At 73.6% G+C, this 20,040-nt stretch carries 17 protein-coding genes; 7 read left to right on the top strand and 10 right to left on the bottom strand.

All coding sequences use genetic code 11. The features are described from left to right. Nucleotides 1–131 precede the first annotated feature (131 nt). The 3 genes from IE109_RS27355 (at nucleotide 132) to IE109_RS27345 (ending at nucleotide 3,314) form a co-directional block, all read left to right on the top strand. Nucleotides 132–623 (top strand): SRPBCC family protein, encoded by a 492-nt coding sequence (locus IE109_RS27355; RefSeq protein WP_189554030.1) that lies wholly within the window; start codon nucleotides 132–134, stop codon nucleotides 621–623. A 122-nt stretch (nucleotides 624–745) separates the two neighbouring features. After that, entirely contained in the window at nucleotides 746–1,870 is a 1,125-nt protein-coding gene (locus IE109_RS27350; protein WP_229891600.1) for an acyl-CoA dehydrogenase family protein, read from the top strand. 223 nt (nucleotides 1,871–2,093) lie between these two features. After that, entirely contained in the window at nucleotides 2,094–3,314 is a 1,221-nt protein-coding gene (locus IE109_RS27345) for a cytochrome P450 (protein WP_189554029.1), read from the top strand. A gap of 410 nt (nucleotides 3,315–3,724) precedes the next feature. Here the strand turns inward: IE109_RS27345 and IE109_RS27340 are convergent, their stop codons facing one another. The 4 genes from IE109_RS27340 to IE109_RS27325 form a co-directional block, all read right to left on the bottom strand. Beyond that, nucleotides 3,725–4,498, bottom strand: a complete 774-nt coding sequence (locus IE109_RS27340; protein ID WP_189554028.1) for a VOC family protein — start codon at nucleotides 4,496–4,498, stop codon at nucleotides 3,725–3,727. Between the two features lie 181 nt (nucleotides 4,499–4,679). Then, nucleotides 4,680–5,216: a hypothetical protein gene (locus IE109_RS27335; RefSeq protein ID WP_189554027.1), complete on the bottom strand. Its 537-nt coding sequence runs from the start codon at nucleotides 5,214–5,216 to the stop codon at nucleotides 4,680–4,682. After that, complete coding sequence (locus IE109_RS27330) at nucleotides 5,209–6,468, bottom strand: NAD(P)/FAD-dependent oxidoreductase (RefSeq protein WP_189554026.1); 1,260 nt, start codon at nucleotides 6,466–6,468, stop codon at nucleotides 5,209–5,211. The genes IE109_RS27335 and IE109_RS27330 overlap by 8 nt, the downstream gene beginning before the upstream one ends. Next, a complete protein-coding gene (locus IE109_RS27325) occupies nucleotides 6,468–6,791 on the bottom strand; it encodes a 2Fe-2S iron-sulfur cluster-binding protein (RefSeq protein WP_189554025.1) in 324 nt (107 codons plus the stop codon). Before IE109_RS27325 ends, IE109_RS27330 begins: the two co-directional genes overlap by 1 nt. 151 nt (nucleotides 6,792–6,942) lie before the next feature. Here IE109_RS27325 and IE109_RS27320 point away from each other — a divergent pair, with 151 nt between their 5' ends. Both IE109_RS27320 and IE109_RS27315 read left to right on the top strand, forming a co-directional pair. Beyond that, nucleotides 6,943–8,436 (top strand): MFS transporter, encoded by a 1,494-nt coding sequence (locus IE109_RS27320; protein WP_189554024.1) that lies wholly within the window; start codon nucleotides 6,943–6,945, stop codon nucleotides 8,434–8,436. Nucleotides 8,437–8,454: 18 nt separating this feature from the next. Further along, entirely contained in the window at nucleotides 8,455–9,891 is a 1,437-nt protein-coding gene (locus IE109_RS27315; RefSeq protein ID WP_189554023.1) for an alpha/beta fold hydrolase, read from the top strand. Between the two features lie 72 nt (nucleotides 9,892–9,963). Here the strand turns inward: IE109_RS27315 and IE109_RS27310 are convergent, their stop codons facing one another. The 6 genes from IE109_RS27310 to IE109_RS27285 form a co-directional block, all read right to left on the bottom strand. Then, a complete protein-coding gene (locus tag IE109_RS27310; protein ID WP_229891598.1) occupies nucleotides 9,964–11,193 on the bottom strand; it encodes a cytochrome P450 in 1,230 nt (409 codons plus the stop codon). A 47-nt stretch (nucleotides 11,194–11,240) separates the two neighbouring features. Further along, on the bottom strand, nucleotides 11,241–12,005 hold the full coding sequence (locus tag IE109_RS27305) for an SDR family NAD(P)-dependent oxidoreductase (protein WP_189554022.1): 765 nt from the start codon (nucleotides 12,003–12,005) through the stop codon (nucleotides 11,241–11,243). Between the two features lie 113 nt (nucleotides 12,006–12,118). Further along, nucleotides 12,119–13,231: a winged helix DNA-binding domain-containing protein gene (locus IE109_RS27300; protein WP_189554021.1), complete on the bottom strand. Its 1,113-nt coding sequence runs from the start codon at nucleotides 13,229–13,231 to the stop codon at nucleotides 12,119–12,121. Between the two features lie 85 nt (nucleotides 13,232–13,316). Continuing rightward, entirely contained in the window at nucleotides 13,317–14,339 is a 1,023-nt protein-coding gene (locus tag IE109_RS27295; RefSeq protein WP_189554020.1) for an MDR family NADP-dependent oxidoreductase, read from the bottom strand. Then, a complete protein-coding gene (locus IE109_RS27290; protein WP_189554019.1) occupies nucleotides 14,336–15,631 on the bottom strand; it encodes a cytochrome P450 in 1,296 nt (431 codons plus the stop codon). The genes IE109_RS27295 and IE109_RS27290 overlap by 4 nt, the downstream gene beginning before the upstream one ends. Before the next feature lie 2 nt (nucleotides 15,632–15,633). Next, a complete protein-coding gene (locus IE109_RS27285) occupies nucleotides 15,634–16,770 on the bottom strand; it encodes an epoxide hydrolase family protein (protein WP_189554018.1) in 1,137 nt (378 codons plus the stop codon). Between the two features lie 307 nt (nucleotides 16,771–17,077). On the opposite strand from IE109_RS27285, the gene IE109_RS27280 reads away from it, so the two are divergent. Beyond that, nucleotides 17,078–18,106, top strand: coding sequence for a CaiB/BaiF CoA transferase family protein (locus tag IE109_RS27280; RefSeq protein WP_189554017.1), 1,029 nt, complete (start codon nucleotides 17,078–17,080; stop codon nucleotides 18,104–18,106). Between the two features lie 96 nt (nucleotides 18,107–18,202). After that, nucleotides 18,203–19,957, top strand: a complete 1,755-nt coding sequence (locus IE109_RS27275; protein WP_189554016.1) for an MFS transporter — start codon at nucleotides 18,203–18,205, stop codon at nucleotides 19,955–19,957. The last annotated feature ends 83 nt before the right edge of the window (nucleotides 19,958–20,040 follow it).

Raw genomic sequence — 20,040 nt, 5'->3', positions numbered from 1 at the left:
ATGGGGCCTAGCGGCCGGCGCGAGCGTGGGGGCGTTCCGTGCGGCGACCGGTGACCGTGACCGGCCCGCCACATGCCCGGGACTCCGGGCGGCAGCAGGTGACACCCGGCGAGATCGAGCGAGGAGGCCCCGTGCCCGAACAGCAGCAGACCCTTCCCGATGTACGGAAGTCGGTGACCGTGGCGGCCACGCCCGAGCACTGCTTCGCCGTCTTCACCGAGCGGCCCAAGGACTGGTGGCCGCCCACCCACATCCTGGTCAAGAAGGAGCGGGTCGGTCTCGCCTTCGAGCCGGGCGTCGGCGGCCGCTACTACGAGTGGGACGTCGACGGCAACGAGATCGCGTGGGGCCGGGTCCTCGAATGGGAGCCGGGCCGCCGGCTCGCCATGACGTGGCGTATCGACCCCAACTGGCAGTCCATAACGGACGACGAGCGCGCCAGCGAGATCGAGGTCGACTTCGAGGCCGTGGACGCGGAGCACACACGCGTGACGCTGGCGCACGTCAAGCTGGACAAGCACGGCGAGGGAGCCGAGCGGATCTTCAGGGCGCTGGACGGGCCGAGCCCCGGCGAGACCCTGGAGCTGTTCGCCAAGGCCGTGGCGAACGGTCCGCGGTCGTGAGCGGCACGGCGAACGGGACGCGTCCCGCCCGCGCCGCCGCGAGCGCCGGCCCGGTTCCCGCCCCGGCCGCCGGTGACGCCGGTACGTCCGGTACGGGTCCGGGCGCGGTCCCTGGTGCGCCCGTGACGGCCGGGGCAGCCGGTACGGCCGATACCGGCCTCGCCCAGGCCGCCGAGAAGGTGCGGATCCTCGCTGCCGAGCACGCCGCCGACGCCGACGCCGACCGAGCCATGCGCCGCGAGGTGGTCGACGCCCTGCGCGAGGCCGGCTTCGCGCGGCACTTCGTGGCCTCCCGGTGGGGCGGTGCCGAGGGCTCGTTCGCCGAGCTGACGTCCGCCGTCATGACGGCCGGTGAGGGCTGTGCCGCCACCGCGTGGTGCGCCTCGCTGTCCGCGTACTCCGCGCGCTTCGCCGCCCACCTGCCCGAGGAGGGCCACCACGCGCTGTGGGGCGACAGCCCCGACACGGTCGTGGCCACCGCCCTGATGCCGGTCGGCCGCGCCCGGCGGGCGGACGACGGCTGGCACCTCACCGGCCAGTGGGCGTACGTCAGCGGCATCGACTTCGCCGACTGGGCGCTGGTCTGCGCGGTCGTGCCGGGCGCCGGCGAGGGCCCGCCGCAGCTGCGGTTCTTCGCGCTGCCCCGCGGCACGTACACCGTGCGCGAGACGTGGGACAGCGTCGGCATGCGGGCCACGGGCAGCCACACCGTCGTGGTCGACGACGTCCGGGTCCCCGACCACCTCTCGTTCGACCGCGCGGACATGCTGAGCGGCCGCAACGCCACCTCCGGCCTGCCCGCCCACAACGTCCCCTTCCAGGCCGTCGGCGGGCTGACCTTCATCGCCCCCGTGGTCGGAGCCGCCACCGGCGCGCTCACGGCCGCCACGGGCACCCTCACGGGCCGCAAGCGCAGCCAGACCGGTGAGCTGAAGCTGGTCCGCGCCTCCGGGCGGATCGACGCGGCCCGTCACCTGGTCCTGGAGAACGCCGGTGTGCTCGACGGCCGCCTCTTCACCCCCGAGCACATGGCGCGCAACGAGCGGAACGCCACCTTCGCGGCCGAGCTCCTCCAGGAGGCCGTGGGCCTGCTGGTCGGTGCCGCGGGGACCGGCGGCCTGGGCGAAGGGCAGGCGCTCCAGCGCTTCTGGCGGGACGTCACCTCGGCGACCAGCCACGTCGCGCTGCAGTACGACACGGCCGCGCGGAAGAACTACTCGGCCGTGCTGCTCGGTCCGGAGGACTGAGCGGCGGTACGGCGGGGAGGGGGCGTCCGGGACAGCGTGGTCCCGGGCGCCCCCTCCCCGTGTGCGCCCACGGGCGCGCCCCGTCCACGCGGGCGCCCACCGTCGGCCCGTGCCGGCGGCCGGCGGCCGGCGGGGCGACGGGCTCGAGGAAGGACCGACTTGGCCTCCATCGGGCCTTCCTAGGGTGCTGCGTGACTGTAGAGGCCCAAGCGGAGGTGTCACCATGACTGCCCCTCAGGAGACGGACGTCTTCCCCCTCACCGGCTCGACCTACCGTGGTCCCGCCCCGCGGTACGCGCAGCTGCGGGCGGAGCAGCCCGTGGTGAAGGTACCGACGGCGGGCGGCGTGGACGCCTGGCTGATCACGCGGTACGAGGACGTGCGCCGGCTGTCCGCGGACCCGCGCCTCAGCCGTGCCCTCGCCTGCGGGCCCGGCGCCCCGCGTATCGGCGGGACGATGCACACGACGCCCGAGATGATCATTTCGCTGGACTCGCCCGAGCACTCCCGCCTGCGCAAGCTGGTCGCCGGTGCCTTCACGCTGCGCCGCGTCGAGCGGATGCGGGCCAACGTGCAGAAGGTCACCGACGAGCTGCTCGACGACATGCAGGCCAAGGGCGGCACCATCGACCTCGTGCAGCAGCTGGCACTGCCCCTGCCGCTGACCGTCATCGGCGAGCTGCTCGGCGTGCCGTCGGAGGATCTGCGCAAGTTCGAGAAGTGGGCGCGCGCCTTCGCCACGGTCGACGACCGGGCGGGCGGTGAGGAGTCCCTGAACGGCCTGGCGAAGCTGAGCGAGTACATCGTGGGGCTGATCGCCGAGAAGCGGGCGAACCCCACCGACGACATGCTGTCCGAGCTGATCGCGGCCCGTGACAACGACGACCGGCTCAGCGAGCCCGAACTCGTCACCTTCGGCTTCACCCTCATCGGCGCCGGCTTCGACACCACGGCGAACCAGCTCGCCAACTCGGTGCTGGCCCTGCTGGCGGACGGCCAGGAGCAGTGGCGGTGGCTGGCCGAGGACCGCGGCCGCATCCCCACCGCGGTCGAGGAACTCCTGCGCCACGTCAACCTGTTCGCCACCGACACCTCCGGCTTCCCCCGCATCGCGGCGGAGGACATCGAGGTCGGCGGGGTGACCATCGAGAAGGGCGACGCGGTCCTGCTCGCGCTCGCCTCCGCCAACCGGGACGAGACCGTCTTCCCGGACGCCGACCGGCTCGACCTCGCCCGTGAGCACAACCCGCACATCTCCTTCGGGCACGGCGTCCACTACTGCCTCGGCAAGCACCTGGGGCGGATGGAGATGGAGATCGCCCTCGACGGCCTGGTCCGGCGCTTCCCCGACCTGCGGCTCGCCGTGCCGGAGAGCGAACTGCCCTGGCACAACGGCGAGATCAACCACACCCTCACCAGCCTCCCGGTCACCTGGGGCGCGTGAGCGTCCGGCCCGGCCCGCGTCCGGGGCGCCGCGTGCATCGCGGCGCCCCGGACGCGTCCGCGCGGGTCGCGCCGGACACGTACCCGCGCGCGTACGCCGGGACCGCGCGGCTGCCGGGCGAGGCCGCCCTGGAGGTGTCGCGCCGCGCCGCGGAGCCCCCGTCCGGCCGCGCGCACGCCGCCGCGCCTGTTCCGGCCGCGCGCGTACGCGTCCGCCCCGGGCCTCCCCGGGCGCGTACCCGCCCCGGACGGCCGCCCGTGATGCCCGCCTCCCGTGGCGCGCCGGCCCGTGACCGCCCGTCCCCGCGCCCGTCGCGGGCGGGGTCGGGGCGGGTCGCGGGCGGACGGGAAAGCCGGTCCCGGCCACCCTTCGGTGGCCGGGACCGGCTCACGCACTCCCGCCGGGCGGGGTCAGCTCGCGTTCTTCACCGGGCCCATGACGGCGAACCGCGCGCCCTGGTCGTCCGAGACCAGCGCCGACCGTCCGAAGGGGCTGTCGGACGGCTCACGGCTCACACTGCCGCCCAGCTCACGCACCTTGGCCACGGTCGCGTCCGTGTCCTCGACGGAGAAGTAGACGAGGGCGTGCGCCGGGACCTCCGCCGGGATGAACGCGCCCATCTGGAGGCGGCCGGCGGTCGGCTGCTGCGCGCCGGGCGCGAACCACAGCTTGAAGTCGAACTCGGTGCCCTCCGAGATCTGCTGACCGTTGAAGCCGAACACCGTCTCGTAGAACGGGTCGACGTCGGCCTTGGCGCGGGTGTAGATCTCCGGCCAGAAGAACGAGCCGGGCGCGCCCTGGAGCTCGAAGCCGGCGCGCGTACCGGGCTGCCACGCGCCGAAGGCGGCACCGCCGGGGTCGACGGCCTGGAGCACGGTGCCCGCGTCGGCGATCGGGAACGGCCCGCCGGTCACCTTGCCGCCCGCCTCCGCGACGCGGCGCGCCAGGTCGGCCACGTCGGGCGTGGAGAAGTACAGGTTCCAGGCGGTGGGCGCGCCGCCCTGCGCCGGCGCGAGCGCCGCCACGTTCTTGCCGTCCTTGAGCGCCGGCGTGTAGTGGCCGAACGCCTCGGCCCCGGCCTCGAACGTCCAGCCGAACAGCTCGCCGTAGAAGCGCTTGCCGGCCTCCAGGTCGGCCACGGTCAGGTCCACCCAGCAGGGGGTTCCAGCATCGAACGAGGTCATGTCCTGCCTCTCTCGGTCGCGTACGCGGTACACGTCGTCACGGTCGTCACGGTCGTCTGGGACGGTATCGGCGGCCTCTCGAGCCCCGGACGAGCGGCGCCCGCGTCCCGCTCGCGGGGAGCGGGACGCGGGCGCGCGGTGGGGGAGGGGAACGCCGGCGGGCGGTGGCGGAAGGGAACCGTCAGGAACCGGTGGCGGGCACCCGGTCCGCGGAGCTGCTGACCGTGACGGGTCCCAGCAGGGCACCGGTCTTCTCGTTCTTGGTGAACGCGACGGCCGTCGTGGTGAACGTGTCGCCCTTGACGCGGCCGATGTGGACGGCGTGGACCGTGCCCGGATAGACGCCCTCGGCGGGCTCCTCCGGGCCGTCGTGCGTGATGTAGAACGAGAAGGAACCGTCCGGCCGGGTGGTCCAGTAACCACTGCCCGGGTACTCCGGGTCGCCGTTCTCGCCGGGCGCGCCGTCGGTGGTGAGCGTGTGGTCCGCGGCGAAGGTGAACCGCGAGACGGTTCTCGGTGCCCCGGGTCCGGTGCCTATGGTCACGGTCGTCTGCCAGGTGCCCGTCAGGGCCGGCTGCCGCTTCCCCTCCTCGGTCGTGGCGGTCGCCGTGGCGGTCCCGGCCCCGATCAGGGCCACCGTCATGGCGAGCCAGACACCTGTCGTGCGCAGGGAGCGCCGGCCGGCACGGGCGGACGGAACGAGGGTCGCGTTACGCATGGGAGAGCCTTTCCTGTGGTCTGCGGGCATGGGTCTTGAGGTCGAAGCCCGGTTGCCGGACCTCGTCGGCCGTCAGCTCCGTACCGGAGGCGAGCAGGCGCCGGGCGATGCCGTGGTCGGCCGGCCGGTTCACCGACTCCACGCCGGTCAGCCGGCCCCGGCGGAAGCAGAAGACCGAGAAGCGGCCGCCGTCCGGGTCGCCCGTGGTGACGGTCTCGTCGTGGCCTGCGGTGAGCCCGGCGATCTGGAGCCGCAGGCCGTACTGCTCCGACCAGAACCAGGGGACGGCCGTGTACGGCACGCGGTCGCCGCAGATCCCCGCGGCGACGACCTTCGCCTGGTCGGAGGCGTTCTGGACCGACTCCAGCCGGATGTGGCGGCCCGCGTGCGGGCTGGGGAAGCGGGCGCAGTCGCCCAGCGCGTAGACGTCGGGGTCGTCCGTGCGCAGGTGGGCGTCGACGACGATGCCGTCGCCGACCTGCAACTCGGCGAGGGACGCCAGCTCGGTGTTCGGCAGCACGCCGATGCCGACGACCACCAGGTCGGCGGCGACGCGTTCGGCGCCGTCGAGCTCCACGACCTCCACCCGGCCGGCCGCGCTCCCCCACAGGGCGGTCACCTCGCGGCCCAGCAGCACGCGCACGCCCGCGCCGAGGTGCTCGGCGACCAGGCGCGACGACATCGCCGGGGTGAGCGCCCGGGCCAGCGCGCGGGACTGCGCCTCCACCACCGTCACCTCATGGCCGAGCTTGCGGGCGGTGGCCGCCACTTCGAGCCCGATGAACCCCGCCCCGACCACCACCAGGCGGCGCGGCGGGCCGGTCAGCCGCTTGCGCAGGCCCTCGGCGTCGGCCAGACCGCGCAGCGTCAGCACCCCGGACAGCGAGCCCGCGCCGGGCACGGGCAGCGTCCGGGGGCGGGCGCCGGTGGCGAGGACGAGGCTGTCGTACGGCAGGGTCGCCCCGGTCTCCAGGAGGACGGTCCGCCGCTCCCGGTCGATCCTCGCCGCCCGGGTGCCCGACACCAGGTCGATGTCCTGGGCCGCGAAGAAGGCGCGCGGGCGCAGTTCGAGGTCCGCGCCGGACGTGTCCCCGGTGAGGAACCCCTTCGACAGGGGCGGCCGCTGGTAGGGCAGCACGGGTTCGTCACCCACCAGCGTGATCCGGCCGCGGTACCCGCGGGCGCGCAGTGCCGCGGCGGTGTCCAGCCCGCCCTGGCCCGCGCCGATGACGACGACTCCTCGCGGGCCCATCAGCTCTGCGCCTCCGGCAGGTGCACGACGAGCCCGTCGATCGCCTCCGTCACCGGCAGCTGGCAGCTCAGCCGGCTGTGCTCGGTGCGCTCGCAGGCCGTCCCGTACAGGACGTCGTCCTCGACGGAGTCCATCTCCGGCAGCGGCAGCGTGTTCGCCTCGTCCACGTAGACGTGGCAGGTGCCGCACTGGGCGGACCCGCCGCACTGGGCCTCGATGCCCTCGATGTTGTTCAGCTTCGCACCACGCATGACCGTGTTGGGCGCCTCGACATCGACGATGGTGACGGTGCCGCTCGGATGCTTGTACGTGATCTTGGCCATGCGCTCTCCTCTGGAGTGTCGACCGGCTGGCGGAGATACGGCCAGGACTGTGACGACGACCCCTGGGGGCACGGTGGAGCGGTCCTCGAAGGGCCGGAGGGCTCGACCCGACCCCTATCGGGGTTCGATCGGCCGCGCGCAGCGTGCCGCCATGACTGCTGCCCGGACGCCGAACACGGCCGCCCCGCCCACCCCGTCCGCCTCCCGCGCCACGACCGGCACCCGGCTCCGGCTCGTGCTGGTCGCCTGCTGCCTGGGCCAGTTCATGAACGTGCTGGACGCCTCGGTGGTGAACGTCGCCCTGCCGGTCATCGCCGAGGACCTGCGCTTCGACCGGCACAACCTGCAACTGGTCAACAACGCCTACACCGTGGTCGTCTGCGGGTTCCTGCTGCTCGGCGGCCGCCTCGCCGACCTGTTCGGACAGCGCAGGATCTTCCTGTGCGGCGTCGCCCTCTTCACCCTCGCCAGTACCGTCGGGGGAGCGGCGGACGACCCCGCCACCCTCGTGCTCGCCCGCGCCTTCCAGGGCCTGGGAGCGGCGGTCATGGCACCGGCCACCCTCACCGTCCTCGGGACCACGTTCACCCGGCCGGACGCCCGCGCCAAGGCGTTCGGCTGGTGGAGCGCGGTCTCCGGGGCCGCCGGCGCGGCCGGGGTGCTGCTCGGCGGCGTCATCACCGAGTTCTTCTCCTGGCGGTGGATCCTGCTGATCAACCTGCCCATCGGCGTCGCGCTGTTCGCCGCCGTGTGCTGGGTGGTGCCCGAGTCCCCCGCCCGGCAGGAGCGGCGCACCCTCGACGTGCCCGGCGCGGTGACCGTGACCCTCGGCCTGATGGCCGCCGTCCACGGCGTGTCCGAGGCCCACGTGCACGGCTGGGGCTCGGCGCGCGTCCTCGGGCCGCTGCTGGGCGGCGCGGCCCTGCTCGCCGCGTTCGTCGTCATCCAGGCCCGGGTCGCGAAGCACCCGCTGGTCCCGCTCGGGATCTTCCGCAACCGCGCGGTCGCCGCCGCGAACCTGGTGGCCTTCTTCGGCATCGCGGCCCTCTTCAGCACCTTCTACTTCTTCACCCTGCTGCTCCAGCAGGTCCTCGGCTACAGCCCGCTCCAGACCGGCCTCGGCTACCTTCCGCTGTCCCTCGGCATCGCGCTCGGCGGCTGGGGCATCGCCTCCGTGGTCCCCCGCAGCGGCCCGCGCCCCGTGCTGATCGGCGGTCTCGCCCTGTCCAGCGCCGGACTGCTGTGGCTGGCCGGGACGGACGCCTCCTCCTCGTACGCCGCCGACGTGCTCGGCCCGGTGCTGCTCCTCGGCTTCGGCATGGGCGCCGTCCTCAACGCGACGACCAACGCCGCCACCGCCGGCCTGCCCGCGCACCAGGCGGGGCTGGCGTCCGGCCTGCTCAACACCACCCGCCAACTGGGCAGCGCCGTGGGCCTGGTGACCCTCGCGGCGCTGTCCACCGCCCGCATCGACGGCACCGGCGCGGGCGGGACGGCGTCCCCCGACGCCCTCGCCTCCGGCTACGGGACGGCGCTGACCGGCGCGGCCCTGTTCGCCGCCGCGGGGGTGCTGGCCGCCCTGGCCGTACCGGTCAGGGAGCGGTCCAGAGCGTCTCGAGGCGACACCGAGAGGCTGGCCCCCTGACGAGAACGGAGGTTTGCGGTGGTCAACGAGTTCCGCACACAGCGACCCCAGTGGTCGCCCGCGCCGCACGACGACACGCTCGAGTACGCCACGATCGAGGTGCCCCGCGACTACGCCGACCCCGGGGGCGAGCGGCTCACGCTCGCCCTCAGCCGCCGCCGCGCCACCGCTCCCGAGCGGCGGCGCGGCATCCTGCTGGCGGTCAACGGGGGGCCCGGCGGCGACTGGGGACACGGCCGCGCGCTGCCCGACAAGTACGCCGGCACCCCCCTGCACGAGGTGTACGACCTGATCGGCTTCGACCCGCGCGGCACCGGCGCCTCCACCCCGCTGCACGCCGAGGTGACCGTGCCGCGCGCCCCGTTCGACTCCCGGCCGCCCGACTCGGCGTTCGCCACCCTCGCCGAGGACATGCGACTGCGCGAGGAGGCGTGCGCCCGGGCGGGCGGCGACCTGCGTCCGCACATCAGCACCCGCAACACGGCCCGCGACATGGACGTCGTCCGCGCCGTCCTCGGCGAGGACAAGCTGAACTTCGTCGGGTACGCGTACGGCGCGTACGTCGGCGCCGTGTACGGCAGCATGTTCCCCGGCCACCTGGACCGCAGCGTCCTCGACTCGTGCGTCAGCCCCGACTGGACCTGGCGCGAGCAGTTCCTGTGGCAGGGCGACGCGGTGCAGCGCAACGTCGACCGGTGGGCCGCCTGGACCGGTGAGCGCCACGGCCACTTCGGGCTGGGCACCTCCGCCGACCGTGTCCTCGGCACCGTCGAGGACGTGGCCGCGCTCCTCGAAGGGCTCACGCACGGCGTGCAGCTGCGCACCCTCTTCGACGGCGCCGTGGGCAACCGCGCCGCCGACCGCGGCCAGTGGACCGAGCTGGGCATCCTCGTGGGCCGGCTGCGCGAGACCGCCGGGGCGGGCGGCGAGGGCGCCGGCGACGCGTGCCGGGGCCTGCTGTCGCAGCAGGGCACCTGGCGGCCCGGCGACAGCGAGGGCGACCTCCGGTGCGGCGTACTGGAGGCGATCACCCTGGAGCACGCCTGGCCCGCCGACCTGGAGGTCTACTACCAGGACATGCGCGACTTCCGGAAGCGGTTCCCCTACGGGTACGGGGTGCTCCGCGCCCAGCCGTGGGTGGGCGCCTTCCGCACCTTCGAGGCCCCCGAGGCGCCGGCGGTACTGACCCGCGACGGCTACCCGGCCGGACTGGTCGTGCAGGCCGACGGCGACCCCATGGACCACTACGCGGGCGGCGTCGCCATGGCGGAGCGGCTCGGCCACCACCTGCTCACCGTCGAGGACTCCGGGGAGCACGAGGTGTACGTCCTCGGCGGCAACCCGCACGTCGACGAGGTGGTGCACCGCTACCTGGTGGAGGGCGTCCTCCCGCCGGCCCGCGTGTCCTGCCCGGGCCGCACCCCGCGCCCCGACGTCCCGGCGGACGCCGCCTGAACCCGCGCCCGTACGGCGGGAAGGCCCGGTACCGATCGGTACCGGGCCTTCCCGCCGTACGGGCGCCGGTCGTCACCAGCGGACGGGCAGCTCCCACAGGCCGTAGATCACGGCGCCCTCCTTGCGGGGGATCTCCAGGAACGGCTTGGCGAGCTGGAGGGTCGGGATGCGCTGGAACAGCTTGCTCCACACGATCTCCAGCTCCAGCCGCGCGAGGTCGGCGCCGATGCAGTGGTGCACCCCGTGCCCGAACCCCAGGTGTTTGCGGCTGCCGCGGGTGATGTCGAGCTTCTCCGGCTCCGGGAAGACCTCGGGGTCGCGGTTGGCGGCCAGCCCCAGGCACAGGATGCCGTCGCCCTTGCGGATGACCTGCCCGCCGATCTCGATGTCCTCCAGGGCCACCCGCGGCACGGCGGTGTCGCCGATGGTCGCGAAGCGGACCAGCTCCTCCACCGCCGGCCGCACCAGCGACGGATCGTTGCGCAGCAGTTCCAGCTGGTCGGGGTTCTCCAGCAGGCAGGCGGTGCCCAGTGAGATCTGGCTGGCGGTGGTCTCGTGGCCGCCGTTCATCAGCAGCCGCACCATGTTGAACAGGTCGCGGTCGGTGTACTCCTCGCCGGACGCCTCGTAGTCGGCCATCGCCCGGCTGAGCAGGTCCTCGCCCGGCTCGGCCTTCTTCTGCTGGATCAGCTCGCTGATGTACGCGTTGACCTCGACGATCGCCGCCTGCCGCTCCTCGGTGGAGCTGTGGCCGCCGAGCAGCGCCGTACCGTGCTTGATGAAGAAGTCGTGCTGGTCCTGCGGGATGCCCAGCAGTTCGCAGATCACCGTCATCGGCACCGCCAGCGAGAAGACCCGGTGGAAGTCCACCGGCGGCTCCATCGCCAGCAGCTTGTCCAGGTGGTCGTCGACGATCTCCTCGACGCGCGGACGCAGGCGCTGCACCTGGCGGTTGGTGAAGGTGAGCGCGGCCTTGCGCCGGGTGTTGCTGTGGTCCTTGCCGTCGTACCCGATGAACGAGGTCTCGGTGCGGTACTCCGGCGGCGCGACGAAGTAGAAGGGGAAGTTGTCGTGCTTGCGGGAGGCGCTGACCCGCGGATCGGTCAGCAGCTCCCGTATGGTCTGGTAGCCGGTCACCGTCCAGATGCGCAGGCCGGACCCGTCCAGGGTGACCTGGGAGACGTCCTTCTCGATCATCTCGGCGTATTCCTTCGGCGGCGTGAACGGGCACTGCCGCGCGTAGGGGAACGTCTTGGTCTCCGCCTCGGCGAGGGCGTCCGGCTCCATGGCACTGGTTGTCACGGTGAGTCCTTTCCGTTTCATGAGGGATCGCGCGAGAGAGCGTGGTGCTAACGGCCGGCGATGTCCATACCGCCGTCGACGGTGATGATCTGCCCGGTGACCAGAGAGTCGGACGGCTCGGCGAGGCGGGTGACCCAGACCGCGATGTCCTCCGCCTCGGCGATCCGGCCGAGCGGGACGGAGTGCGTCACCCCCGCGAACAGCCCCTCGACCTGCTCGTCCGACAGCCCGTTGGCGGCGTACGCCTCGGTGCGTACGAAGCCGGGGGCGACCGCGTTGACGCGGATGCCCTTCGGGGCCAGCTCCGCCGCCCAGCTCCGGGTGAAGCTGTGCACGGCGGCCTTGCTGGCGGAGTACAGCGAGCTCTCGGGGCCCGGGTTGTGGCCGCCCCGGCTGGAGATGAGGACGATGTGCCCGCCCGGCCCGCGCAGCAGCGGCAGCAGGTGGGTGGTCAGCAGGACGGGGCCCAGGACGTTGGTCTCCAGCACCTCCCGCGCCGTGCCCGCGTCGAGCGCCGCCAGCGGGGTGAAACGGAAGATACCGGCGTTGTGCACGAGGACGTCCAGTACGCCGCCGTGCTCCCGTACCGCCTCGGAGACGGCTTCGGCGCCCACCTCGGTGGTGACGTCGGCGGTGACGGGCACGATCGCCGGGTGGAGCGCCGCCACCTCGGCGAGCCGCTCCTTGCGGCGCCCGGTGATGAGCACGGCGCCGGCGCCGAGGCCGGCGAAGGCCAGAGCGGTGGCCCGGCCGATGCCGGTGCCCCCTCCGGTGACGACGACGGTCCGGTCGGCAAAAGGCTTGTCCGGCATGGCGATTTCCTCTCTCGGCCGGTGAATGACGGGCGGACGGATCCAGCCACGGGTCAGTACACCGGCTCCGGCTGGGGCGCCGGTCGAGCGGACGGGGAGCGACCCGGATCCGGTCACTCCACGTCGGCGAAACGCACCTCGGGCGCCGGGCAGCCGGCCGCGGCGAAGTCGAGCAACCGCATTCCCTCGTCGACCAGTTCGGTGCGGACCTTCCTGGTCAGCGGGGAGAACGGGGACAGCACCAGGGCCGCCGAGCCGCGCCCGCGCTCGATCCGCCACATGCCGTGGACGAAACCGTCGACCAGGAAAGTCGGCCGGATCAGACCGTTACGGGTGAAGACCCGGCGGCGCTGCTCCTCCGTCAGGATGCGCGACCGGTCGGCGTGCGAGAGCAGGATGTTGTCGAAGTCCGGCAGGTACCGCACCGGCGCCGGGGTGCCGGGGTCCGGGCGCGGCGCGTCGGGCAGGTCGTACAGCGGCACCCCGTTCTCGTCGCGGAAGGCGCGCAGGCGGGGCGCCAGCCGCCGTACCACCGCGGTCAGCCGGGTCAGCCCCGACCAGGTCTGCATGTCCTTCACGGACGCCGGGCCGAACGCCGCCAGATACCGCAGGACGACGTCGTCCGGCGTGTCGTCCTCGTCGAGGGGCCGGCCCAGCCACGCCTCGGCGGTGGTGTGCACGGCCTGCCCGCTCTCGCCCCACAGGCCGCGCGGCGGGACCTGCACCAGGGGTTCGAGGTTGCGTACGGCGTTGGCCAGCGCGAACGGGTCCCGCTCGGGGAAACGCTCGGCGAGCCGGGCACCCAGCACCCCCAGCGTGAGCGGCTCCTTCTCGACCAGCTCGCGGCCGAGCGCGGCGACCTCCGCGAGGTCCAGGCCGGTGAGGTGCTTGCCGAAGGCGCCGGCCAGCTGGCGCTCCAGCGGCCCGCGCAGCGCCGGCCGCAGCCGCAGGCAGTCCCGCGCGGTGACCAGGTGCAGGGTGCCGCGCATCAGGACCAGCCGCACCGCCTCCCGGTCCGACACCAGCCGGGACAGGTCCTCGACGCGGAAGCCGGCCAGCCGGGTCCACAGCCCGACGTACGGCGGGTCGGGCGCCTGCGCCTGCATCCCGACCAGGTGCTCCACCGCCCGCGAGGCGCTCATCGACGAGCGCTCCAGCAGCAGTTGGCGGGCCAGGAGGGCCCGGTTCAGGTCCCTCCGGCCGAGCACGTCCGTGTGTTCCGTCATGACCGTCCCTCTTTCCTGGAGCGTGACAGCGGCGGTGCCCCGGGTCGTTCCACGGGGCACCGCCGCAGCGTAAGGCCGGGCGGGCTCAGCTCAGCCTGACCAGTACGGTGCCGCTGTAACGGCGTTCCATCAGCGCGACGAACGCCTCCGGCAGCGCGGGCACCCCGCCTTCCACCACCGTGTGCGGGAAGACGATCCGCCCCTCGCGCAGCCACGGGCCGAAGCGGGCGTTCCAGTCCTCGATCTGGTCCGGGGTGTGCAGCGTGGCGAAGCCCCGCAGGCTCAGGTCCTTGGTGATGACCGACATCAGGGGCAGCCGCGGGCTGCCCCCTTCACCGCCGCCGTGCTGCCCGGCCAGGGCCCCGCACAGCGCGAACCGCGCCCCGCGCGAGGCGACCCGCACCGCGGCCTCGAACTGCTCGCCGCCGACGTTGTCGAAGACCACGTCGAGGCCGTCGGGCGCCAGCTCGGCGAGCCGGTCGGCCACCGGGCCGTCGTGGTAGTCGAAGGCGGCGTCGAAGCCCAGCTCGTCGACCAGGAAGTCGATCTTCTCCTTGGAGCCGGTGCTGCCGATGACCCGCTTGGCGCCCTTCAGCCTGGCGATCTGCCCCGCCAGGGCGCCGACGCCGTTGGTGGCGCCGGAGACGAACACGACGTCGCCCTCGCGCACGTCCGCCGTGCCGACCATGCCGTGCCAGGCGGTCGGGCCCTGCGACAGGAAGTACTCCGGTCCGGGCAGCAGGGACCGGTCGCGCCGGAAGAACCCGTGGGCGGAGCCGACGGCGTAGTCGCGCCATCCGGAGAAGTGCTCCACCAGGTCCCCGACCGCGAGGTCCGGGCTGTTCGACCTGACCACCGTGCCGACGGTCCGGCCCCACATGGCGACGCCCGGCTGGAAGACCGGGATCGGCAGCTGGGTGTCCGGGTTCATCTGGTCGCGGGCCACCGAGCCCAGGGTCATCCAGTCGTTGCGTACGACGACCTCGCCCTCGCCCGGCTCGGCGAGGGGCGACTCGCCGAGCTCGAAGTGGGCGAGGGTGACCTCGCCGCGCGGGTATGAGGCGAGCCGGACCTCGCGGCTGGTGGCCGGCAGCTGATCGACGGTCATGCGGTGCTCCTTGGCAGTTCGACGGGAAGGGCGAGCAGGTTGTGGTTCACGTCCCCGGCCCGCCAGATCAGTTCGTGCTCGGGGACCGCGAGCCGCGCGCCGGGGAAGCGGCGGGTCAGCTCCTCCAGCGCCACCGCGAGTTCCAGGCGCGCCAGCGGCGCCCCCAGGCAGCGGTGAATGCCGTGGCCGAACGCGAGGTGGGGGTTGTCGGCCCGCCCGAAGTCGGTGCGGTCGGGGTCGGGGAAGACGGCGGCGTCGCGGTTGGCGGACGGGAAGGCCACGAACACCGCCTCGCCGGCCGGGATCACCACCCCGCCGACCGTCACGTCCTCGGTGGCGATCCGCGGCAGACCGGAGGTGTCGTTGCCGTTGAGATTCACCGTGCGCAGCAGCTCCTCCACCGCGGCCGGAATGTCCTCCGGGTGCTCGCCCAGCCGTCGCCACACGTCCGGGTGGCGGGCGAGCAGCGTGGCGGTGAAGTTGCCGATCTGGCCGGCGGAGGAGTCGAACCCGGCGCCCAGCAGGGTGAAGCCGAGCCCGACCAGCTCGTCGAAGCCGAGCCGGTCACCGCCGTCGGCCGCACCGCCGTCAGGCGTACCGTCCTCGGGCACACCGGCCCCGAGGCGCGCGGCGATCAGGGCGGACAGCACGTCGTCGGCGGGCTCCGCCTGCTTCGCCGCCACCAGCCCGGCGATGTAGGCGCCCAGCTTCTCGCCGCCCTCCGCCGCCTGCTCCGGGGGCGCGGACACGTCGGCGAACCGCCGTACCCAGGCGTGGAACCGGTCCCGGTCGGCCTCGGGCACCCCGAGGAGCTCGCAGATCACCGTCATGGCGAGCGGGGCCGCGAACCCGGCCACCAGATCGACCGGCCCCGGGCCGGACCTCTCCAGCTCGTCCAGCAGCCGGCCCGCGACCTCCCGCACCCGGGGGCGCATCCCCTCGACGCGGTCCGGCGAGAAGGCCTGCTCGGCCAGCGCCCGCAGCCGGGTGTGGTCCGGCGGGTCCAGCGAGACGATCATGCCGGGCGGCGCCTGGAACAGCCCGCTGAACCGCGGGGCGTCCGGCGCGTACGACGCGGCCCGGCTGAAGCGCGGGTCGTCCAGCACCCGGATCACGTCCTCGTGGCGGGTGACCAGCCACGCGTGGCCGCCGCCCCGCCACGCCACCCGGACCACCGGCCGCTCGGCGCGCAGGCGGGCGAACAGCGGCGCGGGACCCAGGTGGCTGGATCCGGGGAAGGGGAACTCGGGCAGCTGGAGGTCCTCGGCCCGCCCGGCCGTACGGAGGCTCATCGTCAGGCCCTCCCGGACCGGGCGAGCGGGCGGAAGAACGAACGCAGCTCGTCCACGAGCAGCCCGGGCTGCTCCAGCGCGGGGAAGTGGCCGCCGGTCTCGTGGTCGGTCCACCGGCGGAGGTCGGTGAACCGGTGCTCGCACCAGGCGCGGGGCATCCGCGCGTCCTTGGGGAACACCGAGCACGCCGTGGGGACGTCCACCGGCCCGAGCGCCATCTTGTTGTGGCTCTCCCAGTAGATCCGCGCCGACGACGCGGCCGTTCCGGCCAGCCACGCGAGCGTCACCACGTCCAGCAGCCGGTCGCGGGACACGACCTTCTCCAGATCGCCGTCGTGGTCGCTCCAGGCCCAGTACTTCTCGACGATCCAGGCCAGCTGGCCGACCGGGGAGTCGGTGAGCGCGTAGCCGAGGGTCTGCGGCCGGGTGGACTGGAGGGCCGAGTAGCCCCCCTCGTTCTGCTGGAACTCCTTGAGCGCCGCGAGGCCCGCCAGGTCCCGCTCGTCGAGCGCCACCTGCTCCTGCGGCGGCTTCGCGAACGGCATGGCCAGGTGGATGCCGAGCAGGTGCTCCGCGTCCAGGCCGCCCAGGGCGCCGGTGACGAAGGAGCCCCAGTCGACGCCGTGCGCCGCGTACCGCTCGTAGCCCAGCCGCGCCATCAGGGCCGCCCAGGCCGCCGCGGTGCGCTCCACCGTCCAGCCGGTGGCCGCCGGTTTGTCGCTGAACGCGTAGCCGGGGAGGGAGGGGCACACCACGTGGAAGGCGTCCGCCGGGTCGTCCGGGTCGGTCAGCGGGCCGATCAGGTCGAGGAACTCGATCACCGAACCGGGCCAGCCGTGGCTGAGCAGGAGGGGCACCGCGTCCGGGTGCGGGGAGCGCACGTGCAGGAAGTGGATGCCGAGCCCGTCGATCTCGGTGCGGAACTGGGGCAGGGCGTTCAGCCGCGCCTCGGTCGCCCGCCAGTCGTAGGAGGTGCGCCAGTACGCGGCCAGGTCGCGGAGGTAGTCGAGCGGCACGCCCTGCGACCAGTCGTCGACGGTCTCCGCCTCCGGCCACCGGGTGCGCGCGAGACGGTCCCTGAGGTCGGCGAGATCCGCGTCGGGGATCCCGGCCCTGAAGGGCGTGAGCGCGGTACTCATGGGTGAGCTCCTCCTGTGCTGCCGAAGGCTGTGTGCCACCGCACGCTAGGGACCCGCGCTCGAGGCGGGGTCGAACAGCCGTCTGTCCGGCGGCGCGGACCGGGGAGGCCCGGTCCCGGTCACGGGCGGGCCGACCGGCACGCGAGCGGAACGCGAGCGACCGCCCCCACCGTGCGCCGTGACGTGCCGTGGGCCCCGCGCCGTGACGTGCCGTGCGCCGTGCCCCGCCCCGCGCGGACGGCACCGCCCCCGGGTCCCGCGCCCCGCGCGGTGCCGTGCCGTCGCCGTGACGAGTGAGGAGCCTTCGATGACGCAACCCGACGCCACCGGGCCGCTGCACGGGCTGAAGGTCGTGGAGCTGGCCGCGATCGGCCCCGTGCCGTTCGCCTGCATGATGTTCGCCGACCTCGGGGCCGACGTCCTGCGGGTGGACCGCGCGGACGGCCGCCGGTCGTTCGCCGAGTGGCACCGGGTCCTGGACCGGGGGAGGCGCTCGACGGCCCTCGACCTGAAGGACCCGGCGGGCGCCACCGCGCTCCTGGACCTGGTGGCCGGCGCCGACGTGCTCGTCGAGGGCTTCCGGCCGGGTGTGGCGGAGCGGCTCGGGATCGGCCCGGACGCGTGCCTGGCGCGCAACCCGGGTCTGGTCTACGCCCGGATGACCGGCTGGGGCCAGGACGGACCGCTCGCCCGGACCCCCGGCCACGACATCAACTACCTCGCGCTCACCGGGGCCCTGGCGGCCGTCGGCGAGGCGGGCGGCCCGCCGGTCCCGCCGCTGAACCTGTTGGGCGACTTCGGCGGCGGCGCGATGTTCCTCGTCGCGGGTGTGCTGGCCGCGCTGTACGAGCGGCGGACGTCCGGGCGCGGCCAGGTGGTGGACGCGGCGATCGTCGACGGCACCAACGCCCTGCTCGGCATGCTCGTCGGGATGGCCGGCGCGGACGCGTGGCGGGAGGAGCGCGGGGTCAACCTCCTCGACGGCGGTGCCCCGTTCTACACCTGCTACGCCTGCGCCGACGGCGGGTACGTGGCGGTCGGCGCGCTGGAGGACCGCTTCTACGCGGCCCTGCTGCACGGGCTGGACCTCGACCCGGCCGCGGTGCCGGACCGCGACGACCCCACCGAGTGGCCCGCCCTGCGCAGGCTGTTCGCCAACCGCTTCCTGCGCCACGACCGGGACACCTGGGCCCGCCGGTTCGAGGCCACCGAGGCGTGCGTGACGCCCGTGCTGACGGTGACCGAGGCAGCCGGGCACCCCCACCACCGGGCGCGCGGCAGCCGTCCCGCCGCACCCGCCCCCCGCTTCAGCCGCACTCCAGCGGAACTCCACTGACCGCCGTCATCCTGCGTATCGACGCTCACGGCCTTCGGCCGGTCCGCCGGTTTCCCCCCGGGACCGATACCCCCCCAAGTATCAGAGAGGTACACCATGGCTATTTCGTCCGAGCAGGCACCGTCCGTGGAGACGGAGGTGGAGAGGTTAACGACGGGCGCGGATGCGGCGGCCGACACGGTGAAGCTCGACCCGAAGCGCTGGGCCGCCCTGCTGGTCCTGCTCGTGTCCGCATTCATGGATCTGCTGGACGGCACCATCGCCAACGTGGCGGCGCCTTCCATGCAGCAGGAACTGGCGGCCGGCTACTCGGCCATCCAGTGGGTCCTGGTGGGGTACCAGCTCGCCTTCGCCCTGACCCTGATCCTGGGCGGACGGCTGGGTGACATCTTCGGACGCAAGAGGATGTTCCTCATCGGCGTCGCCGGCTTCACGCTGACCTCCCTGACGGCGGGGCTGGCCCAGGAGCCCTGGCAGCTGGTGATCTCCCGCGTCCTCCAGGGGGCGTTCTCCGGCATCATGGTGCCGCAGGTGCTGTCGATCATCCACGTGACGTTCTCCGACAAGGAGCGCGGTACGGCGTTCGCCCTGCACGGCCTGGTCGGCGGTCTCGCCGCCACCCTGGGCCTCGCCCTGGGCGGCCTGATGGTCGAGTGGGACCTCTTCGGCCTCAGCTGGCGGCTGATCTTCCTGGTCAACGTGCCGATCGGTCTCGTGGGCCTGCTGTACGGCTCCAAGGTGATCACCGAGTCCAAGGCGCCGCAGGCCCTCAGGCTCGACCTGCTGGGTCTCGTCCTGGCCACCGGCGGTCTGGTCATGCTGGTCTACCCGCTGCTCCAGGGCCGCGAACTGGGCTGGCCGGCATGGGGCTACGCCTCCATGATCGCTTCGCTGCCGGTGCTCCTCGGGTTCGTCGCCTGGCAGCGCCGCAAGTCCCGCAAGGACGGCTCGCCGCTCGTGGAGCTCGGCCTGTTCCGCACCCGCAGCTTCTCCTCCGGCCTCGCCGTCAACCTGATCTTCTACGTCGGCATGGGCATGTTCACCATCGGCTGGACGCTGTACATGCAGATCGGCCAGGGCTGGTCCCCGATGCGTGCCGGTCTCACCAGCCTGCCCTTCTGCATCGGCGCCTTCCTCACCGCCACCACGTCCGTGATGGTGCTGGTGCCCAAGTTCGGCCGCAAGGCGATGCAGCTGGGCGCGGTCGTCCTGGTCGCGGGCCTCGGCTCGTACATCTGGGTGGCCGGCGAGTACGGCAGCGACGTCACCTCCTGGCACCTGGTCGTCCCGCTGTTCCTCATCGGTCTGGGCTTCGGCACGGTCGCCACCCCGCTGCCGCTGATCGTGACCTCCGAGGTACCGCACAAGGACGCGGGCTCCGCGTCGGGCCTGGTCAACACCAACACCCAGCTGGGCTTCGCCATCGGCGGCGCCCTGGTGAGCGTGGTCTTCTTCGGCGGCCTCGCCGGCAACACCGGCGCCGGCGTCGACCAGCAGATCCCGCAGTTGCGCCAGGACCTGGTCGCCACCGCCGGGGTCACCCCCGGTGAGGCGGACACCGTCATCGCCGCCTACCGCACCTGCTCCGTGGACCGCGCGGGCGAGAAGGACCTCGCCACGGTCCCGGAGAGCTGCACGGTGGCACCGCTGCGGGACCAGAAGGTCACCTCGGTCCTGGCCGGCTACCAGGAGGACGCCACCGGCACCTCCTTCGCCGCCAGCTTCCAGACCCTGCTGTGGGTGTTCATCGGCATCACCGCGGTGGTGTTCCTGCTGATGTTCGCCATCCCGCGCAGGCTGCGCCACGAGGGCGAGGGAGCGCCCGAGGCCGGACAGGCCACGGTCTCCTGACCCTCGACCCCCCGCTCCGGCGCGGCGGGACCGGACGGCGACCCGCCGTCCGGTCCCGCCGCGCCGTCGTGCCGTTTCCCGGT

The sequence above is a fragment of the Streptomyces lavendofoliae genome (assembly GCF_014649735.1).
Lineage (GTDB): Bacteria > Actinomycetota > Actinomycetes > Streptomycetales > Streptomycetaceae > Streptomyces > Streptomyces lavendofoliae.
Note: the sequence above shows the minus strand (reverse complement) of the source record. Positions and strands in the feature narration are given on the sequence as shown.

Coding starts and splice junctions, on each gene's coding strand:
- IE109_RS27345 (WP_189554029.1), top strand. CDS start 2,094: ATGACTGCCCCTCAGGAGACGGACGTCTTCCCCCTCACCGGCTCGACC.
- IE109_RS27340 (WP_189554028.1), bottom strand. CDS start 4,498: ATGACCTCGTTCGATGCTGGAACCCCCTGCTGGGTGGACCTGACCGTG.
- IE109_RS27335 (WP_189554027.1), bottom strand. CDS start 5,216: ATGCGTAACGCGACCCTCGTTCCGTCCGCCCGTGCCGGCCGGCGCTCC.
- IE109_RS27330 (WP_189554026.1), bottom strand. CDS start 6,468: ATGGGCCCGCGAGGAGTCGTCGTCATCGGCGCGGGCCAGGGCGGGCTG.
- IE109_RS27325 (WP_189554025.1), bottom strand. CDS start 6,791: ATGGCCAAGATCACGTACAAGCATCCGAGCGGCACCGTCACCATCGTC.
- IE109_RS27320 (WP_189554024.1), top strand. CDS start 6,943: ATGACTGCTGCCCGGACGCCGAACACGGCCGCCCCGCCCACCCCGTCC.
- IE109_RS27305 (WP_189554022.1), bottom strand. CDS start 12,005: ATGCCGGACAAGCCTTTTGCCGACCGGACCGTCGTCGTCACCGGAGGG.
- IE109_RS27300 (WP_189554021.1), bottom strand. CDS start 13,231: ATGACGGAACACACGGACGTGCTCGGCCGGAGGGACCTGAACCGGGCC.
- IE109_RS27295 (WP_189554020.1), bottom strand. CDS start 14,339: ATGACCGTCGATCAGCTGCCGGCCACCAGCCGCGAGGTCCGGCTCGCC.
- IE109_RS27290 (WP_189554019.1), bottom strand. CDS start 15,631: ATGAGCCTCCGTACGGCCGGGCGGGCCGAGGACCTCCAGCTGCCCGAG.
- IE109_RS27285 (WP_189554018.1), bottom strand. CDS start 16,770: ATGAGTACCGCGCTCACGCCCTTCAGGGCCGGGATCCCCGACGCGGAT.
- IE109_RS27280 (WP_189554017.1), top strand. CDS start 17,078: ATGACGCAACCCGACGCCACCGGGCCGCTGCACGGGCTGAAGGTCGTG.
- IE109_RS27275 (WP_189554016.1), top strand. CDS start 18,203: ATGGCTATTTCGTCCGAGCAGGCACCGTCCGTGGAGACGGAGGTGGAG.